Annotated in this window: 17 protein-coding genes; 13 read left to right on the plus strand and 4 right to left on the minus strand. The window is 41.8% G+C overall.

The features are described 5' to 3' along the window. Positions 1 to 375 precede the first annotated feature (375 nt). A complete protein-coding gene (locus AHMF7616_RS22805; protein WP_115374984.1) occupies positions 376 to 3,435 on the plus strand; it encodes a T9SS type A sorting domain-containing protein in 3,060 nt (1,019 codons plus the stop codon). A 182-nt stretch (positions 3,436 to 3,617) separates the two neighbouring features. After that, complete coding sequence (locus AHMF7616_RS22810; RefSeq protein WP_115374985.1) at positions 3,618 to 3,896, plus strand: DUF427 domain-containing protein; 279 nt, start codon at positions 3,618 to 3,620, stop codon at positions 3,894 to 3,896. 258 nt (positions 3,897 to 4,154) lie between these two features. On the opposite strand, the gene AHMF7616_RS27840 is transcribed toward AHMF7616_RS22810, so the two are convergent. Both AHMF7616_RS27840 and AHMF7616_RS22820 read right to left on the minus strand, forming a co-directional pair. Then, positions 4,155 to 5,840 (minus strand): OmpA family protein, encoded by a 1,686-nt coding sequence (locus AHMF7616_RS27840; protein ID WP_115374986.1) that lies wholly within the window; start codon positions 5,838 to 5,840, stop codon positions 4,155 to 4,157. Positions 5,841 to 6,555: 715 nt separating this feature from the next. Continuing rightward, entirely contained in the window at positions 6,556 to 7,848 is a 1,293-nt protein-coding gene (locus AHMF7616_RS22820; protein ID WP_115374987.1) for an aminopeptidase P N-terminal domain-containing protein, read from the minus strand. A 311-nt stretch (positions 7,849 to 8,159) separates the two neighbouring features. On the opposite strand from AHMF7616_RS22820, the gene AHMF7616_RS22825 reads away from it, so the two are divergent. From AHMF7616_RS22825 to AHMF7616_RS22835, 3 genes are all read left to right on the plus strand, one after another. Beyond that, the gene (locus tag AHMF7616_RS22825) at positions 8,160 to 9,293 is read left to right on the plus strand and encodes a glycosyltransferase family 4 protein (RefSeq protein WP_115374988.1); all 1,134 of its coding nucleotides are present in this window, start codon (positions 8,160 to 8,162) and stop codon (positions 9,291 to 9,293) included. Between the two features lie 60 nt (positions 9,294 to 9,353). After that, a complete protein-coding gene (locus AHMF7616_RS22830) occupies positions 9,354 to 10,589 on the plus strand; it encodes a M16 family metallopeptidase (protein WP_115374989.1) in 1,236 nt (411 codons plus the stop codon). A gap of 147 nt (positions 10,590 to 10,736) precedes the next feature. Continuing rightward, a complete protein-coding gene (locus AHMF7616_RS22835; RefSeq protein WP_115374990.1) occupies positions 10,737 to 11,381 on the plus strand; it encodes an O-methyltransferase in 645 nt (214 codons plus the stop codon). A gap of 698 nt (positions 11,382 to 12,079) precedes the next feature. Here the strand turns inward: AHMF7616_RS22835 and AHMF7616_RS22840 are convergent. Continuing rightward, positions 12,080 to 12,757 (minus strand): hypothetical protein, encoded by a 678-nt coding sequence (locus AHMF7616_RS22840; RefSeq protein WP_115374991.1) that lies wholly within the window; start codon positions 12,755 to 12,757, stop codon positions 12,080 to 12,082. Between the two features lie 315 nt (positions 12,758 to 13,072). Further along, positions 13,073 to 13,711: a c-type cytochrome gene (locus tag AHMF7616_RS22845; protein ID WP_115374992.1), complete on the minus strand. Its 639-nt coding sequence runs from the start codon at positions 13,709 to 13,711 to the stop codon at positions 13,073 to 13,075. Positions 13,712 to 14,116: 405 nt separating this feature from the next. Here AHMF7616_RS22845 and AHMF7616_RS22850 point away from each other — a divergent pair, with 405 nt between their 5' ends. From AHMF7616_RS22850 to AHMF7616_RS22885, 8 genes are all read left to right on the plus strand, one after another. Then, positions 14,117 to 15,481 carry an MBL fold metallo-hydrolase RNA specificity domain-containing protein gene (locus AHMF7616_RS22850; RefSeq protein ID WP_115374993.1) on the plus strand — a complete coding sequence of 455 codons (1,365 nt, stop codon included), beginning with the start codon at positions 14,117 to 14,119 and terminating at the stop codon, positions 15,479 to 15,481. A gap of 1,072 nt (positions 15,482 to 16,553) precedes the next feature. Next, entirely contained in the window at positions 16,554 to 18,218 is a 1,665-nt protein-coding gene (locus tag AHMF7616_RS22855) for a M1 family metallopeptidase (protein ID WP_115374994.1), read from the plus strand. A 32-nt stretch (positions 18,219 to 18,250) separates the two neighbouring features. Then, positions 18,251 to 18,532, plus strand: a complete 282-nt coding sequence (gene ppnP, locus AHMF7616_RS22860) for a pyrimidine/purine nucleoside phosphorylase (RefSeq protein ID WP_115374995.1) — start codon at positions 18,251 to 18,253, stop codon at positions 18,530 to 18,532. A gap of 687 nt (positions 18,533 to 19,219) precedes the next feature. Then, positions 19,220 to 19,954 carry an SDR family oxidoreductase gene (locus tag AHMF7616_RS22865; RefSeq protein WP_115374996.1) on the plus strand — a complete coding sequence of 245 codons (735 nt, stop codon included), beginning with the start codon at positions 19,220 to 19,222 and terminating at the stop codon, positions 19,952 to 19,954. 147 nt (positions 19,955 to 20,101) lie between these two features. Then, entirely contained in the window at positions 20,102 to 20,869 is a 768-nt protein-coding gene (locus AHMF7616_RS22870) for a S1/P1 nuclease (protein ID WP_115374997.1), read from the plus strand. Between the two features lie 338 nt (positions 20,870 to 21,207). Then, positions 21,208 to 22,188: a YpdA family putative bacillithiol disulfide reductase gene (locus tag AHMF7616_RS22875; protein ID WP_394335769.1), complete on the plus strand. Its 981-nt coding sequence runs from the start codon at positions 21,208 to 21,210 to the stop codon at positions 22,186 to 22,188. Positions 22,189 to 22,274: 86 nt separating this feature from the next. Next, positions 22,275 to 23,012 carry a DUF4184 family protein gene (locus tag AHMF7616_RS22880; RefSeq protein WP_115374998.1) on the plus strand — a complete coding sequence of 246 codons (738 nt, stop codon included), beginning with the start codon at positions 22,275 to 22,277 and terminating at the stop codon, positions 23,010 to 23,012. A 1,123-nt stretch (positions 23,013 to 24,135) separates the two neighbouring features. Further along, positions 24,136 to 24,873, plus strand: coding sequence for a polysaccharide biosynthesis/export family protein (locus tag AHMF7616_RS22885; RefSeq protein ID WP_233507712.1), 738 nt, complete (start codon positions 24,136 to 24,138; stop codon positions 24,871 to 24,873). Positions 24,874 to 24,910: the final 37 nt, after the last annotated feature.

Genomic DNA, 24,910 nt, shown 5'->3' on the forward strand with positions numbered 1-24,910 from the left:
ATATTAAAATTTTAATATATCGTTAAATCGTATTCTTGCTTCTTTAATATAACTATACATATCTACTTAAACCTAATTTTCCCACCTTCAGGTTTATCTCTGTGGAACCAGCTGTTATTTGCATAATAAATCTGCTTTTCTTTCTTAATGGTTCAAAACCTTTTTTGTAACTTTATCGCTACAACAAAGTTAATTCCTAAGTAAGAGTTAACCTTTTACCTATTAATCTAATCCAAAAATACCTCCACTTGCAGGTTTGCGTATAAGTTACGTTTAAACACGCTTTATTTTATTAAATCCTGTAATTGCCTGTTTACAGGTTGGTGCTTTTATTGTTTTTAATTAGATAAATGCTTTACCTTATTTTCTGTGTGTATGAATTTAACTTTTCTACGTTTAAAGTTTTTATATCTTTTAGTAGTATTTGTTATTTTTTCAGGAACTTGCTTCATCTCCGAAACGTGGGCCCAAACCAAACAATGGGATAAAACATTCGGCGGCTATAAAAATTATTATGAAGATTACTGGGGCACTTCTTCATTAGAGGCTATGGTTCGTACGCCAGACGGCGGCTATTTATTAGCGGGTAACTCCGATTCGGATGTATTTGAAGATAAAACAGCCGAACGCATCGGCGGCAACGATTTTTGGTTAGTCAGGTTAACCGCAAGTGGTACTAAAATCTGGGATAAAGCATTTGGTGGTTATAGTTTCGACGGTTTAGAGACCATTGTGGCCGCGCCAGGTGGGGGTTATTTGCTGGGCGGTACTTCTTACTCCGATATTGGGGCCGATAAATCGCAGAACAGCAAAGGTGGCGCGGATTATTGGGTAATAAAGATCGATGAAAATGGCCGTAAACTGTGGGATAAAACCTTTGGCGGTTTAGAGGAAGATGTGCTGCAAGCTATTATTCCTACTACCGATGGCGGTTACCTTTTAGGTGGCTATTCCCGTTCGGGAAAGAGCGGTGATAAAACCGAAGTAACCCGCGATACTTCCGAAAACTATTACGATACTTCGGATTACTGGCTAATTAAAATTAATGGCAGCGGCAGTAAACTCTGGGATAAAACCATTGGGGGCAACGGCCGGGATAATTTAAAATCCCTAACTACTACTACGGATGGGGGATATCTGGTGGGCGGTACTTCTGCTTCGGGTAAAAGTGGTGAAAAAAGCGAAGCAGCCCGGGGCTCTTTTGCCAGCGATGATTACTGGGTAGTAAAAGTTAGTGATAAAGGTGTCCGAATTTGGGATAAAACAGTTGGGGGCTTTGCTACCGATGTGCTGCAATCCCTGGTAAACACATCGGATGGGGGGTATTTACTGGCCGGTACTTCTGATTCCGATATAACTGCTGATAAAACAGCGGGCAACAAAGGGTTAACGGATTACTGGGTAGCCAAGCTAAGTGCAACTGGTACTATTGCCTGGGATAAAACGTACGGTAGCCGTGAAAGCGATAATTTAGCCACCATGATTGTGGCTGCTAACGGCTCTTATTTGCTGGGTGGGTCGTCTAACTCCGGCATTGGCTTAGATAAAACCGAGGCGAACCGCAGCGACGATGATTACTGGCTGGTGAAAATAGATGAAAGCGGAGGTAAAATCTGGGATAAAACCTTTGGTGGCGTTACCGGCGAAGGAGGCGTTTTTGGTACGAATTATGGCGATTTTTTAAGTGCTATTATTCCTACTACCGATGGCGGCTACCTGGTAGGTGGTACTTCCGATTCAAATGCGGGGTCCGATAAAAGCGAAAATAGCAAAGGCTTTACTGATTTTTGGGTTATCAAGGTAAGAGAAGAAGTGCCCCAGGCTACCCTTAACTGGTCTAACGCTTTTGGCGGTTTAGAAGCCGAAAGTTTTACTTCTATTATTAATACCGCCGATGGCGGCTACCTGCTGGGGGGGCACTCGCTTTCGCCCAACAGTGGCGACAAAACCCAGGAGGGCCGGGGCAACAACGACTTCTGGATTGTAAAAACCGATGCTAGTGGCCGCAAACTATGGGATAAACGTTTTGGCGGCACAAACCACGATTATCTCAACCAAGTTATCGCTACCCAGGACGGGGGTTATTTACTGGCTGGTTCTTCTTTATCGAACACCGGCGGTGATAAAAGCCAAAGTAGCCGGGGTGGCCAAGACTACTGGGTAGTAAAAATAAATAGTACCGGCACCAAACAGTGGGACCGGCGCTTTGGCGGCAGCGGCCTAGAAGATTTGCGCAGAGTAATGCAATTAGCCAACGGCGAGTATATTTTAGCCGGATTCAGCGATTCGCCGGTAGGCGGCGATAAAAGCCAGGCTAGCCGGGGCGGGCGTGACTTCTGGATTTTAAAAATAAACACCAGTGGCACTAAAATTTGGGACTGGCGATTTGGGGGTAATTTAAACGATAACCTGGAAGATTTTTCTTTAACTTCCGACGGCGGCTTTTTGCTCGCAGGCACATCCCTGTCCGGTATTAATGGTGATAAAACCCAGGCCAGCCGGGGCAGTTCGGATTACTGGGTAGTAAAAGTAAACAGTAGCGGTACTAAACAATGGGATCGTCGGTTTGGCGGCAGCGGCGAAGAGCAGTTCTTTTCCATGAGTCGGACAGCGGCGGGTGATTTTTGCTTAGCTGGATTTAGCACTTCTGGTGTAAGCGGCGACAAAAGTGAAAGCAGCCGTGGCGCTAAAGACTATTGGATCCTAAAAATTTCCGGTACCGGATCAAAAATATGGGATCACCGGTTTGGCGGAAGCAGCGACGATGAGCTGCGTTCCATTATTAATACGGCTGATGGTGGTTTTTTACTCGGAGGCAGATCTTTATCGGCTAACAACGGGGATAAAAGTCAAACCAGTCAGGGCAGCAGCGATTATTGGGTGGTAAAAACTACGTCTACTGGTAATAAGCTATGGGACAAACGCTACGGAGGCAGTGCCGCGGAAGATTTGCGCGCTATCGTAACTACAACTGAAGGAGGATATTTATTAGCCGGACGCTCTAATTCTGGCATTAGCGGCGATAAGATCCAGCCAAGTCAAGGCAGCACCGACTTTTGGTTAGTAAATCTAACTTATGTTGGCGAGCCGGCCCGGAGGCGAAGCTTGGAAGCAGAACGACTTGCCTCTGGCTCGGCCATTAACTCCGATATGCAACCAGCTTTAGAACAAATAGCGCTACTTACTTCTCCTAATCCGTTTACGGAGCGGGTAGTAATTACCTTTGCTGTACCAGAAACGCAATTCGTAAATTTAAAAATATACGATAATCAAGGTCGGGAAATAAGCAGTTTATACCAGGGGCAAGCCAAAGGTAATAAACAGTATGTATATACGTGGGCGCCTCAAACACAAGTAGCAGCAGGTATTTACTTTGTCCGGTTAATTGGAACGACCTGTACGCAGCACCAGCGAATAATTTTATCGCGCCACTAGATAAGCCAAATTAGTTGATTACTAAACAAAGAAACTTTTCGTTTGTATATTCTTATAAAGCATTAGGATTTAGTGGAACAACTTTAGTCAAAAGATTTAAGAAACCAGCTAAAATGCAGAAAGGTTAACTTGTAACTTAACAGTAAAACTCGCCTGGGCAATTAATTTAAATTTGAAAGAACATGAAAGCTATTTGGAATAACGAAGTAATTGCGGAAAGTGATGATACTATAATAGTTGAAAATAATCATTATTTTCCGGTGGATTCTGTAACAGAAAAGTTTTTAATATCTTCGGATACGCATACAACCTGTGCGTGGAAAGGACAAGCTTCGTATTACACCTTAGAAGTAAATGGACAGCAAAATAAAGATGCAGCCTGGTATTACGCCGATCCAAAGCCGGCAGCAGATAAAATCAAGAATAGAATAGCTTTTTGGAAAGGGGTGCAGGTAACCTGAAATTAAAAAAAAAATACCTTTTACTTTCAAAGTTTAAATCCTGTCTTCTTTAATTAAAGGCAGGATTTTTTATTTAAAATTTTGGTACCGACTGAGCAACTATCTTATCAATATCTGTCCTTGCATTATACTTGCGTAAATTAGTAGTTCAGTATTTCTAAGAATTACAGCGATTTGGAACATAAAAAAAGGCTGAACATCTGTTCAGCCTTTTTTAAATTTAAAAAATATTATAAAAAATCTATTTGCAATGGGTTATTAATTAGGAGTAGTACCTGGGGTAGTTGTACCCGGAGTGGTAGTTCCTGGTGTTGTAGTACCAGGGGTTGTGGTGCCTGGTGTTGTAGTACCCGGAGTAGTAGTTCCACCTGGAGTTGTACCTCCTGGAGTAGTGCTACCTGGAGTTGTTCCACTTGGAGTAGCTGAAGGATCGTCGACCATTAAATCATCGGTTACTACTAACTGGATTTCGGCACGACGGTTCTGAGCCATTCCTTCCGGAGTATCGTTGGTAGCCATTGGCCGTGATTCACCTAAGGCTTCAGTAGTTACCCGAGCTTTAGCTAAACGTCCTTTCGCAGTTAAGTAACGAGATACGGCATCAGCCCGACGTTGTGACAGAGCCATGTTGTATTCATCGGTACCACGGGCATCGGCGTGTCCTTCAATTTTAATGGTAAACTCAGGGTTAGCTTTCATGAACCGTACGATATCATCTAATGTTCTGAAAGATAATTTTTTCAATACCGCTTTGTTAGTTTCGAAACGGATGAACGTAGTATCTTTTACAGAGCCTCTGTTTTTACCTCTTGGTAATACTTTACGTGGGCAACCACCGTTTTCAGCAGTACCAGCAACGGTTGGGCATCTGTCATCAGCATCATTTACACCATCCCCATCGGAGTCAAGTGGGCAACCTCTGGCATCAACCTGTGTTCCGGCTGGCGTATTCGGGCACTGATCTTGGGCATCGGCTACACCATCGGCATCCGCATCTGGGCAACCATTTAAGGCAGGAGTACCTGGTTGATCCGGACACTGATCTTGGGCATCTGCTACACCGTCGTTATCTTTATCTGGGCAACCATTCAGCGCAGCTACACCGGCTACGTCTGGGCAGTTATCCTGGTAATCAGCAACGCCATCTTTATCGGTATCAACTGGGCAACCATTTTCGTCCACTTTTACCCCGGTTGGTGTATCCGGACATTTATCTTTTCTATCAGGCACACCGTCCATGTCGGCATCTTTGGCTTTACCTAAGCTAAAGGTTAAGCCAGCGGTATGCTGTAAAAAACGATCATGTAAATCGGCATCTTGGCCTCTCCAGCCATCTAACTGGTCCGTAAATAAATACAACTGACCAGTTTGTAAGGTTAAAGCAACTGTTTCGCTGAAACGAATGTTTAGGCCAACTGCGCCCAGAACTAAGTCATTTGCATAAGATCCGTCGTTAATGTAAGAGCCAGTCTGGCTAGGCCACATGCCATAACCACCCCGGCCACTGGTTTTGGCAAAAGCGCCGCCGTAACCAGCCATCAAATAAGGGTCAAAGCGAGCACCTTCTTTAATTAAAGATCCAATCTTAAATTTAAAGGCACCCACTACGGTGGTCATATGACCATCGAAGTAATAATTTAACCGGCCACCCGGAACGTAAGGTCCACCACCTAATACGTTGTTGTTGTAATCAATTCGGGAGCGATTTGCTTGAATGGAAAAGTCCAGAGCCCGGTTTAAGTAACGTGAAAAAGTTAAACCATAACCAACTCTACCTTCTTGGCTGTCATAGAATTCAGAACCATCATCACCGCGGTATTGAACCACGTTGGCATGAGCACCTATCGCCCATTTTTTGTCTGCTGTTTGCGCGTTTGTAGTAGTAGCTACTAAACCGCAAAGGCCTAATGCTACTGCTCCTGCTCGTTTAAAAATTTGTTTCATAGTATTATTTTAGTGTAGTGTAATATTAGATTTTGAATATATACCTGTTTATTTAAAAAATGTTGCCTATTCTGCGGTTTTTTCCATAAATTTTTAAATTTAAGTACCTTTGATTATTGCTATAACTATTTGTAAGTTAAATATTTACCCCCATTTTAAGCTTATTTTTCTTTAACTTATTAGCTTATAATTTTTGCTATCATTACTTTATTTAAGTCTAAATAGTTTTACTCAAGGGCAATCTATTTACAAAAATTTTCCCTATACGCATTTTTTGTTAGGGCTGCAAAACTAGTACTAATTCTAATAATCAAAAGCTAAATCTCATTTTGCCTACTGTTGTAGTAAGTATAAGGCTAAGCGACAATAAGTGTACTTTGTTCGCTATAAATGCTTTATAAAGGAAAATAATTCTAACAAATCTAATTAGAAGCACAATACTGCTCGCTTGATAATAACTATTACCAGGTATAAGGTAATTAGACCACTTGGAATGGATTGATTGTATACGACGATAAAATATTAAAGTCGATTGGTTTAATGTATTTTGATTTGTAATTAGTCTCAAAAATCGAGCCTTAGTGGTCCAGCACTAGGACCGGGAAGCCTGAAAGCTGTTATAATGTTGAAACTTTAATCAGAAAAATAAAACAGAAAGACCTTCCAGACTGGGCCGGAAGGTCTTTTTAGTTTAGTATTGCCAGAATATAAGGTATTAAGATTCTTGCATAATTCTTTCAATATCTTGTGGTTGTAGAGGGATGCTCGCCATTAAATCCTGTGGACCGTGGCGGGTAATTAAAATATCATTTTCCAAACGAATACCTAAGCCTTCTTCGCGGATATAAATACCGGGTTCGCAGGTAAACACCATACCGGGCTCGAAGGTGCGGTATTTGTTACCTACGTCGTGTACATCTAAACCTAAAAAGTGCGAAGTACCGTGCATGAAGTATTTTTTATACAAAGGTTGCTGCGGATCCTGGTGGCGCACATCGTTCTCGTTCAGCAAATCCAGTTTAATTAGTTCGTTTTCCATAATGGTGCCCACAAAGGCGTGGTACTGATCCAGGGTATTGCCCGGAACTAACATCTTGCGAGCTGCTTCCAGTACGTTTAAAACGCCTTGGTACACATCGCGCTGGCGCTTGGTAAAAGTGCCATTTACCGGCACGCTGCGGGTTAAATCAGCGGCGTAGTTGGCGTACTCGGCCCCAAAGTCCATCAAAATAACTTCACCGTCTTTACATTCTTGGTTATTATCTACGTAATGCAAAATACAGGCATTGGTGCCGGAAGCAATTATAGAACCGTAAGCCGGGCCCCGCGAACGGTTACGCAAAAACTCATGCGCAATTTCGGCTTCAATTTCGTACTCCATTACGCCGGGTTTGATAAAACGGAGTAAGCGTAAAAAAGCTTTTTCGGTAATAGCGCACGCTTTTTTAATCAGTTCAATTTCAATATCGGATTTTATCGCCCGCAGGGTATGCATAACAGGAGCACTCCGGTAATAATGATGCAAGGGATAGTTTTCTTTACACCATTTTATAAAACGGGCATCGCGGGTTTCTACTTCTACTACGGCGCGGGTGTGCTCGTTGGTGTTCAGGTAAACATTTTCAACCTCGGCCATTAAGGTGTTAAAAACCTGCTTAAATTCAGAGAGCCAGTAAATGGTTTTAATACCCGAAACTTGCTGCGCTTGTTCTTTGGTAAGTTTGTAGCCTTCCCAGGTTAAAATTAAATCATTGGTTTCCCGCAGAAAAAGCACCTCCCGGTGGCGTACATCACGGGTATCCGGAAACAATAGTAAAATACTTTCTTCCTGGTCAATGCCGCTCAGGTAAAATAAATCGTTGTTTTGCCGAAAGGCCATGGTACCATCGGCATTGGTGGGCATTACATCATTCGAGTGAAAAACAGCCAGGGAGCATTTTTGCAGGTGTTTGGCAAAATTTGCGCGGTTGTAAATAAATAATTCAGAATGGATCTGTTCGTATTTCATAATAAATTTTCAAAAGGTTTTAAATGCCTTTACTTTATTAGATAGAAAGTAAAGATACCGTTTTTTTAGAACTTCCTGGAAAAGACAAATTGGGTGCTATGTTGTGGCAACCATAGTAAGTTATAAAAAGAAAAAAGAAGTACTCCAAAGTTTAATGTAGAAGAACAAGAATTAAGTATATACTTCATACTCAGGCGTGTATTGCAGTAAGTTGCTTTATAACAATCATTTACTAAGATTAAGTCTTGTGTCTAATATCTTAATACTTGTGTCTGTTTACTTATTACCTTTGCGGGCTATAAGTTTAAAAAATGCAAATAGGATTTGATGCAAAAAGGGCATTTACCAATACCTCGGGCTTAGGCAACTACAGTCGGTTTGTGATAGCCGCGCTGCAGAAGCAATTTCCGCAAAATAACTATTTTCTTTACACGACGCGCCAAGCCGAAATATTTCAACAGTTTTTACCGCCGGTGCCGCAGGTGCAATTAGTGAAACCCACCGGATTGTATCGCTTATTACCCGATGTATGGCGGCTAGGCGGTTTGGTAAATTCCATTGAAAAATTTGAACTGGATATTTTTCATGGTTTAAGCAATGAGCTGCCTTTTTTTTTTAAAAAAACTAAAGCGCGCCGGGTTGTAACCATCCACGATTTAATTTATCTGCGTTTTCCGGAGTTGTATAAACCGCACGACCGGGTTATATACAACGCTAAGTTTAGATCTGCTTGCCAATCCGCAGATAAAATTATAGCCATTAGCCGCCAAACCCAGGCTGATCTAATGCAGTTTTATAACATTGCGCCCGAAAAAATAGAAGTTATTTACCAGGATTGTAACCCGATTTTTCACCAACGAGCTACTGCGGCAGTTTTACAAACCGTTAAAGAAAAATACCGCCTGCCCGATAAATTTTTGTTGAGCGTAGGAACCCTGGAACGCCGGAAAAACCATTTGCATTTTTTAAAAGCGTGGTTACAATCCAGCCTCACCGATACGCACGATATTGTACTGATTGGTAAAAAGCTGCCATATACGGCCCAGATAGAAAATTTTATTCAGGAAAATAATCTTACCGGTAAAGTACATATTCTCCCGTACATTCCGTTTCAGGAATTGCCGGCTATTTACCAGTTGGCGCAGGTATTTGTGTATCCGTCGTTGTTCGAAGGGTTTGGTATTCCCATTTTGGAAGGCATGAACAGCGGCGTGCCCGTAGTTACTTCTACGGGTTCTTGCTTTACCGAAGCGGGTGGTGAAGCGGCTTTGTACGCCGAGCCTAATGACTTAGCCCAATTAGCCAACCAGTTGGTGGTAGCCAGTACCGACCAAGCTGTGCGCAACCGCATGATAGAAGCGGGTTACGACCAAGCTAAAAAATTCCGGGCCGAACACACCATTCCGCAAATAAATCAAGTATACGAAACCTTACTGGGGCGCTAAAACCCTGCTGCTGGTTACCGCAAATTTTCGTACCTTTGCCGTCCGAAATACATAGACTGAATGCCTGATTATCATATTCATACCTTACCGAACGGTATCCGGGTGCTGCACAAGCAAGTAACCCATACCAAAATTGCCCATTGCGGCTTTATCCTGGATATTGGGAGCCGCGACGAAAACCCGGAACAACAAGGGCTGGCCCATTTCTGGGAACACATGGCGTTTAAAGGCACTACCAAACGCAAATCGTTTCATATACTTAACCGCCTCGAGACCGTAGGTGGCGAATTAAATGCCTATACCACCAAAGAAAAACTATGCTTTTACGCTTCCTTGCTCGAAAGCCATTTCGAGAAAGCTTTTGATTTATTAACCGATATTACTTTTAATTCGGTTTTCCCTAAAAAAGAAATCGAGAAAGAACGGGGCGTAATTCTGGAAGAAATGGCCATGTACCTCGATACGCCCGAAGACGCCGTTATTGATGAGTTCGATAATGTTGTTTTTGGCAGCCATCCCTTAGGCAATAACATACTAGGTACCAAAGAAAGTGTATCCAGCTTTACCAAGCCTAGCTTTCAGGCTTTTATCGATCAGAATTTAAGTACCAGTGCCTTGGTGTTCTGTTCGGTGAGTAACTGGCCTTTCGAGAAAGTTTTAAAACTGGCCGATAAGTTTTTATCAGAAATTCCGCAGATAGAAAAGCAACGAGCGCGTCAGCCTTTTACCAACTATCAACCAAATATTATAACGCTGGAAAAGCCCATTAGCCAGGCCCACTGCGTAATAGGTTGCCCGGCTTACTCGCTGCACGACGAACGACGGATTGCTTTTTTTATGCTGTCTAACTTACTCGGCGGCCCCGGCATGAACTCCCGGTTAAACCTAGCGGTGCGCGAAAAACACGGTTTAGTGTATACCATTGACGCTAACTACGCCACTTATATTGATACCGGCTTATTTGGGATTTACTTTGGCACCGAGAAAAAGCAACTAAAGCGAACCACTGGCCTGGTGTTGAAAGAATTAAAAAAACTGCGCGAAAAACCCCTGGGATCGTTGCAATTGCATACCGCTAAAGAACAATTGATGGGGCAACTAGCCATGGCCGAAGAAAGCAACATGGGCTTAATGATGATGATGGGCAAAAGCATTCTGGACCAGAACAAAGTAGACAGCCTCAACGAAATTTTCGATCAAATTAAAAAAATAAAAGCCAGCGAACTCACCGAGATTGCCAACGAAGTTTTGCGCGAAGAAAACCTGAGTATTCTCAATTACGTGCCGGTAAAATAGGTGTTGGATAGCAGGTAGCAAGTAGCAGGAAAATTTAAAAAATTAACTTAATCAGGCCAACTTGATCACTTAAAATTTTAGAGTAAGAGTTTGATAATTGTTTTAAGTATCTGATACTTGCTACCTAATACCTGATCGTAATCAAAAATGGATTTTCTGCCGATAGAACTACAGCAATACGTCGAAAAGCATACTTCCGGGGAGCCGGAAATTTTAAAAAAACTGAACCGCGATACCCACGTGAACGTGCTGAAGCCGCGGATGCTTTCGGGACATTTTCAGGGCCGGTTATTAGCTATGATTTCGCACATGCTGCGGCCCCAGCGCATTCTGGAAATTGGTACTTACACCGGCTACTCAGCTATTTGCTTGGCCGAAGGCTTAGCGGACGGCGGTTATGTGCACACCATTGATGTAAATGCCGAATTAGAAATGATGGTGCGCCGGTATTTTGCGGAGGCCGGCGTAGCAGATAAAATTAAATATTACCTGGGCCCAGCTCTGGAAATTATTCCCACATTGCCTTACCCCTTCGACCTGGTTTTTATTGATGCCGACAAAATAAATAATGCCAGTTACTTTGATCTGGTGTTGGATAAAGTGCGACCGGGCGGCTTTATTATTACCGATAATGTTTTGTGGAGCGGCAAAGTAGTAGCGGCAGGCAATGGTAAGATAGATAAAGACACGCAAGCCGTACTAAACTTTAACCAAAAGGTGCAGCAAGATTTCCGGGTAGAAAATATTTTATTGCCTATCCGGGATGGCCTGTTAATTGCCCGTAAAATTTAAAATTTCCGACGTTGTGGTGGGTGTTTATACCAGTTAGTAAATAGTAGTTTGTATAAAGCTCGTTTTCTACCGCTGATCGGTGCAGCCTTTTCAAGTCTCCATGTTCTGGTGCTATCTAACTGGTTGACTTCAAGTTTGCCTCGTGGCCGGCAGGCCCCGTTTGGCTTTTCCGGGCTGGTCTAAGCTTGTTTTGTTCGTACCTCACAATGCTGCTATGCAGCACCACAACCTTAGAAGGCCCTCGACAGCCAAACTGATGTCGTTTATACTTAGCTACGGCTTTTCTGGCTAAATCAGATTAGAATGAAGAGTAGTGTAATAAAATTCACGGGATTTAACCAATTACACAAATCAGCGAACATAAAATTCTTAAATTATTTCTCTCTTCCTAACCAAGCAGTAGCTACAAGGCGACTGACACCAGTTTGGCTGTGGAGCACCTGCTAGGGTTCCGGTGTGGCGTAAAGCCACATTCCGCAGCGGAACAAGGAAGGAAAGAATAAAGCAACAGCTGCGTCTCCTCCCCTGTTTTTAGGGGAGGTACCCGAAGGGGGGAGGGGTTTAACGGGGCCTGCCAGTGCCGGCAAACTGGCTACTGATCAAACTAGATAGCACCAGAACATGGAGACAGGAACTGGCTCCAAAGAACCGCTTTTAAAAAAGTAACTATTATTTATTTTTAAAAACTACTAACTACTTTACATCGAAACCTGCTTCCGGAGTACGGCAATTTCCTGATTTAACTCGGCTACGCGGTTAGCTTCGGTTTGTAGGTCGCGTTTTATTTTTAATTCCCGTTCCCGGGCGCTTTGTTTGTGTACCGTAAACTCCTGGTTTACTTCTTCAAAAGCTTTTATTTTTTCGTCGGTAGTTACTTTGCTCTTCTTGTATAAATACGAAAATACGGCGGCTACCACTAGTAATCCCAGAATAATAATCCAACTAATTACCACGTAAACCTGCTTATTCATGTCTATGCCCAATACCGAAAGGCTGTTTACGTCGTGAGCCGTTTGTTTAATTTGTTGTTCTTTTTGAGCATTGGCTTGCTTTAAACTTTGTAACTCGGCTTTTTGGTTAACTAAATCTTGGCGGGCCTGGGCCAATGCTTTTTCGGTAGCTTTGCCGGCTTTCCGGATATTTTGTTCCCGGGCTTTTAAACTGTCCTGCACATTTTGCCAGAAAGCATCGAGCCGCCTTACCTGTATCACTTTGTAATCCTGATTAAACTCGCGGTAAGAAGAAGCCCGGCTTTTTAAAGCATTAAATTGGTATTGCAAAGCATTCGGGGAAGATTTAGCTGGAGCAACAGGTTGCGCTTGTGCTCCTGTAAGTAACAGGAAAACAGATGCGATAAAAAGAGCGATTACCTTCATAAACAAATACTAAAGTTCAACAATTTTACCTGGATGAATATAAAAGTAGTAATTTTTACTCATCTTAAAGCAGAAATTCCCCTATTTTCCCAGCCAGACTCGGGTATAAAAGCTTTCTGCCAGACAACCTGATGGTTAATTTTTAAATTTTTACCTAAACGACAGGTGTTTACAATTAGTACACTCTACTGATGATCGCGGAAGCTCCTAGTTAGTTAAAATTTTAAAAAATGCTGGAGTTACGGGTAAATCAAAAACAAAGAGCCCTCCAAAAAGAATAATGGAGGGCTCCTTGTTTGAAGAAATAAAAGATGTTTAGCGCAGCGATAAAATATACTGCGCCATCTCTTTTGCGTCGCTCTGCGATAAGGTAGGGTGCGGACTCATCGGTACATCGCCCCAGGCACCCGCGCCGCCTTTTATAATCTTGTTCGATAAATAAGCCAGGTTTTTAGCATTGGCTTCATACTTTTTGGCTACATCCTGGTAGGCAGGACCTACTAACTTCTGATCTATTTTATGGCAAGCTAAACAGTCGGATTTGGCAAGAAGGCTTTTGCCTTTCTCAAAATTACCTACAGTAGCCGTTGGGGTGGCCGCTGGCTTAGCGGCTTCTGCTGGTTTTTCCTGAGTAGGAGCCGCTCCCGCTGTTTTTGCCGGGCTGCTGGCCTGCGACTTATCCGCCTCTGCTGAGGGAGCTTCCGAAGCGGCCGAATGCGTGCTGGCCGTGGTGCCTAACTTTTCATTATTCGTATCGGGGTTGCCGTTAGCTGCCGTGGCCGTTTGCGCTGGTGCAGCAGGTTGGTTTTTTAAATTTTCATCGTAAGCGCTGTCGGCTTTGGCTCGGTAATCAGCATCGTAATACTCTTCGCCGGGTTGCTGTTGGCTAGAGCCCCCACAGCTGGTTAAAAATGCAAAACTAAGAGCAGCAAAAAAAATAACTGGTTTGTTCATCGTTATGGAAATAAAGGCGTTCAATTTATTTTAAACTAGTAGTACTTTAAAAATTTAAGCAGGGCTGTAAACATTTCTGTTTTCCGGGTTTTAACTATTTAGTGACCCGAAAGAGCTGGCCCTTTTTCAGGTACGTACTAAGAGTAGTTCCTGTTACCTGTCGCAAAACTAGCCACTGCAACCGCACTACCCAAATCTGGTTTTAACTAAAAATTTAAAATTTTATTCTTTTTTAAATTTTACTGCTGCTTTTGTTATTGGTTTAAATATTACTACTAATTAAACGCTTTTTGGCCGGCGTAAAAATTTAAATAACTCCTAACCTGCGCCCTTTAAAACACCCGCAACTAGCTGGCTTTACCCGCGTAGAACCTGCCATTCCCTTATCTTTACTTCTCACCAACTATGACGATATCTTTTTACGGCGCTGCCCAAACTGTTACGGGCAGCAAACATTTAGTTACGCTCGAAAATGGCAAACGTATTTTGCTCGACTGTGGCTTACTGCAGGGCAAAGGCGAAAAAAACGACGATTATAACCGCGAATTTGATTTTGAACCGGAAAAAATTAATTACCTGATTTTGTCGCATGCCCACATTGATCATTCCGGGTTAATTCCCCGGCTCGTAAAAATGGGTTTTTCTGGTCCTATTTTCTGTACGCCACCTACTTTAAAACTGTGCGAATTGTTGCTTCGCGATAGTGCCCGCATTCAACAAAGCAACGATATTACCGCCCCGCTGTACGAAGAAGCCGACGTAGAAGATGCCTTGCAACTTTTCCAAACAGTACCTTACAACGAGTGGTACCACCTCGACGAGGATATTGCGTTACTTTTTTCCGATACAGGCCACGTACTCGGCAGTGCGGCTATTAACTTAAAATTGCAGGACCAAGGCCAGGAACGCACGCTTTGTTTCAGCGGCGACATTGGCCGTTTTGCCAACCGCATTTTAAAAGAACCGCAGCCTTGTCCGGCCGCCGAAATAATCTTGTGCGAATCTACGTACGGCGACAAAATACACGATACCCTGGAAAATACCGAAGAACGCTTAGAACAGATTGTGCAAAAAGTTTGCGTAGAGCGGGGTGGTAAGCTGCTGATTCCGGCTTTTAGCATTGGCCGCACCCAGGAGCTAATTTACTCCTTAAATTATCTTGCTGAAGAAGGCCGTTTGCCCGAGAACGTGAAAGTTTTTGTGGATAGTCCGTTGTCGGTTTACGCCACGGATATATTGCGGAGCAGCCCGGAGTATTTTAACCATACCATGCAGGAATATTTAAAAATTGATTCCGATCCTTTTGGTTTTCCGCAGCTCCATTACATTACCGAAGCCGAAGATTCCCGAGAATTAAATCACTTTGGCCAACCTTGTGTCATTATCTCGTCGTCGGGTATGATGGAAGCGGGCCGGATTCAGCACCACCTTAAAAATAATTTAGCCGATCCCAACAGTGCCGTGCTTATTACGGGTTACTGCGAGCCTTCTACCTTGGGAGGGCAGTTGTTTAAAGGAGCGGAAACCGTGCGCATCTTCGGCGAAGAAGTAGCGGTAAAAGCCGAAATAATGGTCATGAAAGAATACAGCGCCCACGCCGATTACGGCGATATTGCCAAGTTTTTGATGTGCCAGGACAAAGAAAAAATTAAAAAAATATTTTTAGTGCACGGCGAAAAACGTGTGATGGAGCAGTTGAAAAATGATTTAACTGATTTTGGTTACCCTAATATTGAAATTCCGGATTTCCGGTTGTCGTATGTGGTGTAGTTTAGTGATTTTTTGAAAAAAGTTTTGTTCGAGATAGTTGCGACTTTAGCTTTATTTCTGATTGATTAATTTGGCGCGGATTTACTTTTCTGCCTTGCCAATTGAGTCAGCTTAAATTAAAAAACCTGTTCGCATAGTAAGCAGTTTTGTTTTGCTTCCTAATTAATTCTAAGTATCGGGACAAAAATAAACGTAAGGATATTTCAAGGTAATGTTTTAGTTATCAATAGTTTATAAGTCAAACAGCGAACAACTAATAACGACCAACTACTTAGTTCGCATAGCGTTTACTGTTGCTTGGTATCAGATTGAAGTTGTATTATAGTTTAGGTATTGGTTCTTTTTGTCTTGACACAAAAAGAACCAAAAAAACGCAAGACGCTAAAAACCCGCTGAACAACAGAACAGTTTAGCGTCGGTTTCTGCACCGGGCTCAGGCTATCTGTTGCATAGCAGGCTGGCAAAAATTTAATTTTTTAAAAATTTATCTATCAACGGTGTCATTCAGGAGGAACCTATTTAGTTACGCAGGAAAGAGTGTCATTTATCAAAAGTCTTTTTGTAGACACGAAAGTAAATTAGGTTTATGATAGCCTAAGCAGAAGAAAAGTCCCTCTTTGGAGGTAGGGGGGAGGATAAGTACTACGAAAAAAGGTTAGCCATAGTAATTACAGGTAGGCTATAGTGATTTAGTTGAACAATTTAGAAACCGGGTAAGCGGGAAAATTAGTTTAAGCATAAATATTAACAAAGTGCTGGCTTTAAAAACCAAGTTTAATTGCCCTTACGAAGATCGGCCAATAGTGCCGGTAACCAAATTTGTTTACGCTATCGCTAACGGCATTGAGTTAAGTTTTAAAGATTAAGTATCTGAATAAAGCCGCATCTACTCCGTATTATAAATTGTAATTAAATAAGTACCACTTTGGTGTAGGAGGAGGGAAATTCCGGGTTCCACGGAGAAATAAGAATGCCAATCCCAAGCAAAATTTAAAAAATAGCGTAATCGCACATGCGGTATCCTGCTTTTACAGCAAGTATTTACTCCCGTAAAACTTAATTATATTGCATCATGAAAGCTCCCACTCTGCTTGCGGCGGCCCGGCTCAGGTTTATTCTGCTGCTGTTAATTTTACTAGTAAACCAAGTGCAAGCCCAAAAGTCGGTATTTACTCGCCAGGATACCTTACGCGGTTCCATTACGCCGGAGCGGGCCTGGTGGGATTTAACGCATTACCATTTGGATATTCGCGTGGACCCTGCTGCTAAAACCATTCGGGGCGTAAATACCATTTCGTACAAAGTAGTAGAGCCGCAGAAAACCATGCAAATAGATTTACAACCGCCGTTAAAAATCGAAAAAGTAGAACAAAATGGCAAAACCCTTTCTTTTCAGCGCGATGGGAATGCGTATTTTATTACTTTAAACGAACCCCAAAATGCGGGTACATCGCATAAAGTAGCGGTTTTTTACAGCGGGGTGCCGCAGGTTAGTAAAAACCCGCCCTGGAGCGGCGGCATCACCTGGCAGCAAGACAAGCAAGGCAATCCGTTTGTGGCTACCTCGTGCCAGGGCGATGGCGCCAGTTTGTGGTGGCCCTGCAAAGATCACATGTACGACGAGCCCGACAGCATGCAAATAAGCGTAACCGTACCCGAAAAGTTAACCGATGTATCGAACGGCCGGCTTCGGAAAGTAGTGCCGAATAACGATGGTACCCGCACTTTTCACTGGGCCGTTACCAATCCCATCAATAACTACGGGGTAAATATCAACATCGGGGATTACGTAAACTTTTCGGAAAAATATAAAGGCGAAAAAGGCGTTTTGGATTGTAACTATTACGTGCTGCGCCAGGATTTAGAAAAAGCGAAAAAGCAATTTAAAGAAGTACCGCGCATGTTGCAGGCCTTCGAACATTGGTTTGGCCCGTACCCATTTTACGAAGATAGTTATAAGCTGGTGCAAGTTCCTTATTTGGGCATGGAGCACCAAAGCTCGGTTACCTACGGCAATAAATTCCAAAATGGCTATTTAGGCAAAGATTTAAGCGGCTCGGGCTGGGGTTTAAAGTTTGATTTTATTATTGTGCACGAATCAGGGCACGAGTGGTTTGCTAACAACATTACCTACAAAGATGTGGCCGATATGTGGATTCACGAAAGCTTTACCGCTTATTCCGAAAACTTGTTCCTGGACTATCATTTCGGTAAAAAAGCCAGCAGCGAATACGTAATTGGTACCCGCAAAAACATAAAAAATGATATTCCGATTATTGGTTATTACAACGTAAACAACAGTGGCTCCGGCGATATGTATTACAAAGGTGCCAACATGCTGCACACCCTGCGCCAGGTAGTAAATAACGACGAAAAATGGCGAGCCATGCTACGCGGCTTGAACAAAGAATTCTACCACCAAACCGTAACTTCGGCCCAAATAGAAAATTACTTAAGTAAACAAACAGGCCGCGACTTATCTACTTTCTTCCAGCAATATTTGCGCGATGTGCGTATTCCGCAGCTCGAGTACCAGTTGCGCAATAACAAACTGGCTTACCGCTGGGCAAACTGCGTTCCGGGTTTTAATTTACCGGTAAAAGTTACCGTTAACGACCAGGAAAAATGGCTGGAACCCACTACCGCGTGGCAGGAAATACCTCAAGTGCCCGCTACGGCAACTTTCCGGGTAACCCCCGATTTTTACGTAACTACTGCTTTAACCAACAATCAATAAATAATCATTTACATACTAATCTTAAAATTTACATGATTCAAGTAAACGAGTATTTCAACGGCGCTGTTAAATCCTTGGCTTATCAAACCCCGGCGGGTAAATCTTCGGTAGGCGTTATCAATCCGGGCACTTACGAGTTTGGTACGGGCCAGCCCGAAATTATGACCATTACGGAAGGCAGCTTAGAAGTTTTGTTACCCGAAACTACTACTTGGCAAACTTATGCAGCAGGGCGGGTTTTTAACGTACCCGGCAATTCCTCTTTTCAGGTGCGCACCGAAGAACAAACGGCTTATCTGTGTCAGTACCGTTAAATGAAAAGACACAAGTAGCAAGATATTAGATGTTAGACTCTTGAGTAATTAACTACTGCGCATCAATGCTTTATGTAAAATAACGATACTAATTATCGTAAATTGATTTTGCCTTTTACGTACAACCGACAGCTAATTTAGGTATTGCTTTTAAGCCTTTAAGTAAAACTTAATTCCTGTTGTATCTACAGAAAATAAGCAGCTTAGTAATTCTTGATTATTGCTGTTTTTTTAGGCGGGAACCATTCTGCTACGTAGCCAAATAGTCTCCTCCTAAATGACGCCGTGGATAAATTGACAGTGTGGCTTGTATTTTTAAAATTTTACTCGCCAGCTATAAAACAAACAGCGTTAGCCAGGTGCAGAAACCGACGCTAAACTGTTCTGTTGGTCAGCGCGTTTTTAGTATCTTGCTTGTGTATTGGTTCTTTTTGTGTCAATACAAAAAGAACCAATACTTGAGCAATAAAACAACTGCACTTAGCAATTAAGCAATATCAGGAGCTGTGCGAACGGTAACTTTTAGCTGATTCGATTTAATCTGTAAGTCCCGGAATTAACTTCCGCGTCATAGCAAGTTCATAATTACTTTGCCTGACCTAAACAATTTGCTAAAGAAAATTCAAGCAACTCCAGCTATTATTTAAACATCGCGTAAAAGAAAATTTAAAAAAATCTTTTACACGCATGAATTTAGCAGAAAATACCATTTTAATAACCGGCGGCGCCTCCGGCATTGGTTTAGCCTTGGCCGAACGGTTTTTACAAGCGGGTAGTACGGTTATTGTTTGCGGTCGCCGCTCCGATAAGTTACAGGAAGCACAGGCCAAACACCCGCAACTACACACCCACGTCTGCGATGTAGGTCAGGAAACTGATCGGCAGGAATTATTTAATTATGTAACCAGCACCTTCCCGGAACTAAATGTATTAATAAACAATGCCGGTATTCAAAACCGCCAGCCTATTGTGGGCAATTCTCGGCCCTGGTCTTTTCATCAGGCCGAAATAGCCATTAACCTGGAAGCTCCTATCCATTTAGCCATGTTGTTTACACCGCATTTGCAGCAACAGCCGCAATCGTACATTATAAATGTTACTTCTGGTTTAGCCTTTGCTCCCCTGGCCCAGGCGGCTATTTACAGTGCTACCAAAGCAGCTTTGCATTCGTTTACCTTATCGCTGCGGCATCAATTAGCCAATACAACAGTTAACGTTTTAGAAATTGTGCCACCCGCCGTTCAAACCGATTTAAGCGGAGCGGGTATTCATACTTTTGGCGCACCTTTAAACGAATTTACCGATGGCATTGTAGCCGGCTTAGCGCGCGGCGACGAAGAAGTAGGCTACGGCACTTCCGAAATAAGCCGGAAAGCCTCGCGCGAGCAGTTAAACGAAATTTTTAAACGCATGAACGGCTGATTCCCAAGCGCTTTTTTAAATTTTTGCAAACCCAGTTAGATTTGGGAGTAAACACGACTGGTTTTACTTCTCCTGAATTTAACTTTACCTTTACATTAATAGCCGGATTAATAGGTTATTTTGTAAAGTTTAGTTGTTATAATATTCATGAAAAAAGTATTTAGTTTTTTATTGATTTTCCCTTTCCTCATTAACCAGGCATTGGCTTATGGTCAAACCGGGCATCGGGTAGTGGGCTTGGTAGCGGAGCAGCATTTAAGTAAAAAAGCCCGCAAAAAAGTATTGCAAATTTTAGCTAATAACTCGCTGGCCGAGGTAGCCAATTACATGGACGACGTAAAATCCGATCATGCCTACGATCACACGCACGATTGGCACTGGGTTACCATACCGGACAGCCTGAAATACGAGCAAACCCAAAAAAATCCGCACGGCGACGTAATCATGAAAATTGAAGAAATGGTGCAGTCGCTCAAATCCGGCAAGTTAACGGCTGCCCAGGAACAAGAAAATTTAAAATTTCTGGTTCATCTGGTAGGCGATCTGCACCAGCCCTTGCACGTAGGCAGTAAAGACGATATGGGAGGTAATAACGTAAAGTTGCAATGGTTTGGCCAAAACTCGAACTTACACCGGGTCTGGGATAGCGATATTATTGAAGGCAAAGATTTAAGCTACACCGAACTAACGGCGTTTTTAGGGGAACCCGATAAAGCGCAAATAAAAAACTGGCAAAGCACCAACGTACGAGCTTGGGCCACCGAAATGATGATTTACCGGCCGCAAGTATACGCTATTCCTGCCGATGGAAAATTAGGTTACCGGTATTCCTATGATAACTTCAATACCATCCAAAAATTACTCTTACAAGGTGGCATCCGGTTGGCGGGTTTATTAAACGAAATTTACGGGTAAGAGCTTAGTTAAGAATTAAATTTTAAAAATGCCCGGTCAAGAGAAATTTTAATCGGGCATTTTCTAGTTAAAGCCAACCAGTAGAATAGTACCCGTTCCTGAAAACTGGTTTTTAAGTTTGTAGTAGCCTAATGTTGTTTGCCTGTTACTTTTAACCCGTAAGAGTTTTGCTGTGCCTTGGCTTAAAAGTATAGGAAAACGGATTTGCTGTTTAGACCTAAAACACGCAGTTGTACGAACCTACCAATAAACTCCCACCAAATCGACTACCTTTGCGTTTGTAACGTAGTTACGGTTTGTATAATAAAACCAACAACTAGTTGGTATCAAAAATAAGTATGATGGAGTACCCTTTTATTGATGTTCTTATTATTGGTGCTGGTCCTATTGGGCTGGCTTGTGGCCTGGAAGCCAAAAAAGCTGGGTATTCGTACCTCATTGTGGAGAAAGGTTGCCTGGTAAATTCCTTATATAAATACCCTTTAAACATGACCTTTTTCTCTACCGCCGACCGGCTGGAGATAGGCGGAATTCCCTTTGCTTCTATCCAGGCTAAACCTAATCGCCCCGAAGCGCTGGAGTATTACCGCCGGGTAACTGATTCGCAAGGATTAAATATAAACTTATTCGAAGAAGTAACCGCCTTAGAAGAAGCCGCAGGTATTTATCAAATTCAAACTTCCAAAAATACTTACCAGGCAAAGCACGTTATTATTGCCATTGGCTTTTACGATGTGCCTAATCTCCTGAACATTCCCGGCGAATATTTATCTAAAGTTCGCCATTACTACTTCGATCCACATTTTTATTACAAACAGAAAATTATAGTAATTGGCGCCAATAACTCGGCCGCCGATGTAGCCCTGGAAACCTACCGCAAAGGTGCCGAAGTAACCATGATTATCCGGGAAGCCGAACTGGGCCGCATAAAATACTGGACCAAACCCGACCTCGAGAATCGCATTCAGGAAGGTTCTGTTAAAGCGTATTTCCAATCGCACTTGCTGGCTGTGCGCGAAAACGAAGTAGACGTGCAAACCCCCGACGGCCAGATAACCATCCCGAACGACTATGTACTTGCCATGACGGGCTACCAACCGCAGTTTCATTTACTCGAAAAGTTTGGCATAACCTTATCTCCCGACTTAAAACGCCATCCGCAGTACCATCCCGAAACGATGGAAACTAACCGGAAAAACGTATTTCTGGCCGGCGTTATTTGCGGCGGTATGGACACGCACATCTGGTTCATCGAAAATTCGCGGGAGCACGCCGTTAAAATCATCCAGCATATTCAGAAGCAAACTCCAACAGTATAACGTTCCAATCAAATAAATACGTGCTAATATTTGGGAAACTGTTTTAAACAGTTCCTCATTTGCTGTTTTTTAAAATTTGAGGTAACATGCCATTTACTTTTTCTCATCCAGCTATTGTTTTGCCGTTCTATTACCTGCCTAAAAAGACCCGGTCCATGACCGGCTTAGTAATAGGCAGCATGGTGCCAGATTTTGAAAAGTTTTTTCGGATGAGTCATTACGATGGGTTTAGCCACACCTGGCCCGCTATATTTTATTTTAATTTGCCCTTAGCCATTTTATTAAGTTTTGCCTTTCACCAGGTAGCACGCAACTCTTTAATCGATAATCTGCCTTTATTTTTAAAAAAGAGATTGCTGCCTTACAAACAATTCAATTGGTTGCGCTATTTCAAAAACCACTATCTCGTTATTATACTTTCTATTCTGGTGGGGGTAGTCTCGCATCTTACCTGGGACAGCCTAACGCACCCGGGTGGCCAATTATTCGAATTATTTCCGATTTTATCTAAATGGATACGGTACCCGGGCTTTCACATGTGGTTATACGTCTTAATTGACCGGATAAGTTCTGTTATAGGCGGATTGGTAATAGTAGTAGCAATTTTAAAATTACCAACTTATTTTATTCCTCATCAAGCTGATAGTAAGAGCAGCAGCTATTGGCTTTTTATGGGGTTAATAATATTAATAATTATGAGTTTAAGATTGCTGATTGGCGTTGATGCCAAGTTCTTTGTAATGGATGTGCTAATTACACTTATTTCGGCTTCGCTATGGAGTTTGATTGTAACTCCTTACTTCCTGAAATTTTACAAAAATTAGGTTAGCGAGATGGTCTTTAATTAAATTTCTTATTTACAAATCAAAAGTTAAAGACAATGGCTGGTTTACTTAAAATTAGCATACAACTTATTGTAAGAATCCATGAACTACTACTTGATTTCATGATTTAAAATGTTTTCTGTTTAAGCTTTACCATTTTAAAAGTTTGAAAGGGCATAAGCAGCCATTTGCTGAGTTGTTATTATAAACAAAAACTTTAGTAGGAAGAGCTAACAACTAGGTCGCCAATATAGCTATTGAAATATGTCGTAAAGGTATTAAAGGTGCCTTAGTGAGTCAGGAAGCTGAATTGAGCCAGATTAAATATTGAGTTATACCTGATTTGAAAAACCGCATTCAGGGAGGTTCTATATAAGCCCTGCTTTCAATCACACCTCTTAGAAGTATAATAAAGCGAAGTAGACGTGCAAACACCCACCGGGCAGATTATCTTTCCCAGCAACTTCGTACTCGCAAAACAAGCTCTTTTCAGTTTACTTTACAGCTGTTGGAAAACTTTCTGGTTAGATTCCTTTGATATGAATGAGCGTCAGGTAAAGTACCTGGAAGTTTAGTATGTACAATTATTTTGTCAAGCTATACGTCAAATACCTGTAAGACTACCCTTGCTGTGTCTTTTGGCTGGCAAGCTGCTAGTGAAAATTTGCTGTAACAGCGGCGAAAGTCTTATGTTTAAACAATTACTTAAGTTGTATCTTTATTCCCATCAACCTTCCTTTTAATTACAAGAATCTAGAAACTTTTAAAAGGCCTATTACTTTTCTCATAGCTGTATTTTAAAATTAGGGCTACCTAATCTGTTAATTTTTACCTATTTACATAATTGTACAGGTTATTATGCAACTTATTTAGCTCTTCGAAACCACTATAGGTTCTTTTGTAAATGTCCGTTTAAGAAACAAAACGAATTTTTTCCTAAAAACTCCTATAAAATATGTTGTTGGCCTTGTATTTGATTAATGATATATTTGTATAAATTCCCAAAATATTTTATTTTTTTAATAATTTATCTATATTTTTACAAAAGTTGCTATTATACGAAATAAATGGCAAAGGGTTTTAAATAATGAAAATTAACTTACTTTGGTTTTTTTGTTTTATAATGTTTGTTTCCTGCAAGTCTAGCCAAGATTTGGTTTATCTCAGCAACCTGAAAGAATCGGAATATTCCATTAACATTCAAAATAAAGTAAAACCGCGTATTCAGCCCGATGACTTATTAGCGATTACGGTAAGTACTTTAAGTCCCGAATCAAATGCTTTATTTAACAGTGGTGTTTTGCAAGGTGCTGGTAAAGGTGTTATAGCAAGTGGTGAAAAAAACGAAGGTTATTTGGTAGACGACAATGGATTTATCAACTTTCCGGTAGTAGGGAAAATTCAACTCGCTGGTTTTACTAAAGAAGAAGCCACAGAAAAATTAACCACAGAAATTAACAAATTTGTCCGGAAACCCATTGTTAACGTTCGTTTTTTAGACTTTAAAATTTCGGTTATTGGCGAAGTAAACCGGCCTGCTACATATACGGTGCCAACCGAAAAAATAAATTTACTGCAAGCCATTGCTTTGGCTGGCGATTTAACGGCTTACGGCAAAAGAGAAAATATAGCCTTAATAAGAGAAAAAGAAGGTGTACGCAGTGTGGTAAGAGTTAATTTAAATAACAAAGATATTTTAAATTCCCCCAACTTTTATCTGCAGCAAAATGATGTAGTTTATGTAGAACCTGGAAAATCAAAGGCGGTGCAAACCAGTTTGTCCCGGAATAACTTACAATTTGGTTTATCTATCGGACTTTCCCTGATTTCCGTTTTAACTGTATTATTAACAAATCTTTAAATAGTAAGTAGCTAAGAGAGCCATAATAGAAGAAGGA

The sequence above is a fragment of the Adhaeribacter pallidiroseus genome (assembly GCF_003340495.1).
Classification (GTDB): domain Bacteria; phylum Bacteroidota; class Bacteroidia; order Cytophagales; family Hymenobacteraceae; genus Adhaeribacter; species Adhaeribacter pallidiroseus.